Annotated in this window: 1 protein-coding gene; it reads left to right on the top strand. The window is 59.8% G+C overall.

Features of this window, described 5'->3' with window-relative positions; translation table 11 throughout:
* The first annotated feature begins 93 nt into the window (after positions 1–93).
* Positions 94–1,239: an IS630 family transposase gene (locus GGD50_RS32515; RefSeq protein ID WP_107109872.1), complete on the top strand. Its 1,146-nt coding sequence runs from the start codon at positions 94–96 to the stop codon at positions 1,237–1,239.
* Positions 1,240–1,270 lie beyond the last annotated feature (31 nt).

The raw sequence follows: 1,270 nt of genomic DNA, 5'->3' as shown, positions 1-1,270 counted from the left end.
CTAGACGAGCGATTCCATGAAAGCGGCCTTTGATGGAACCTGAAGCGGGCTGGCGGATTCCTGGTTTGAGTTATCCAAATGAGGAGTTTCATCATGGCACCCAGACGGCGCGTAATCGAGTTAGCGATGAGCGAGCAGGAGATCGAAACGTTGACGGCTCTTTCGCGGTCTCGAAGCGAACCGGCGAGCCGGGTATCGCGGGCAGCTATGCTTTTGGCCTATCGGGAGAACCCGTCGTTCTTTGCCGTGGGACGAAGACTTGGCGTGCACCATCAAACGGTCCAGCGCTGTGTTGAGCGCGCCGAGAGCTATGGCCCGCTTTCGGCGCTCGACGACCGGCCGCGGCCGGGCAAGGAGCCGGTGATCACGCCGGAGGCCAAGGCCTGGCTGGTGTCTTTGGCGTGCGACAAGGCCAAGGACCATGGCTATCCGCACGAACTGTGGACGACGCGGCTGCTGGCCCGCCATGCGCGCGAGCACGGACCGGGGGCCGGACATTCCTGTCTGGCCCGCCTGGTTCAGGGCACGGTCAGCAAGCTTCTTGGCCAGGAGGAAATCAAACCGCACAAGATGCGCTACTATCTGGAACGTCGCGATGCCGAGTTCGAGCAGAAGATGGCGGAGGTCTTGTGTGTCTATCGCGAGGTCCAGGTCCTGAAAAAGGCCGCCGCCAAATCGAACAAATCGGGCAAGCCGGTCGCGATCGTCTCCTATGACGAGAAGCCTGGAATCCAGGCGATCGCGACGACGGCGCCGGATTTGCCGCCCGTGCCAGGTGTCCATCCGGCCTTTGCACGCGATTTTGAATATAAGCGTCATGGCACGCTCAGCCTGTTGGCTGGAATTGACCTGTTGACAGGCAAGGTCCACGCGCTTGTCAAAGACCGTCACCGCAGCCGCGAGTTCATCGAATTCCTCAAGCTGCTCGATGCCGCCTATCCGGCCGGCACCGCCATCAAGTTGATCCTCGACAATCATTCCGCCCACATCTCGAAAGAAACCAAAGCCTGGCTCGATAAACGACCGGCAGGCCGCTTCGAATTTACCTTCACGCCCAAACACGGCTCCTGGCTCAACCTGATCGAGGGCTTCTTCTCCAAGTTCGCCCGCTCCGTCCTGCGCCACATCCGGGTGAGCTCAAAGCACGAACTCAAGGAACGCATTATGGCCGGCATCGACGACGTCAATCGCCATCCCGTCATCCACACATGGTCCTATAAACTCGCCGACGCCGCCTGATAGGATTCGAACCACGAAAACGTTGAACTAG

The sequence above is a fragment of the Martinezella paranaensis genome (assembly GCF_014200235.1).
Lineage (GTDB): Bacteria > Pseudomonadota > Alphaproteobacteria > Rhizobiales > Rhizobiaceae > Rhizobium > Rhizobium paranaense.
This window is presented reverse-complemented; position numbering and strand designations above follow the sequence as displayed.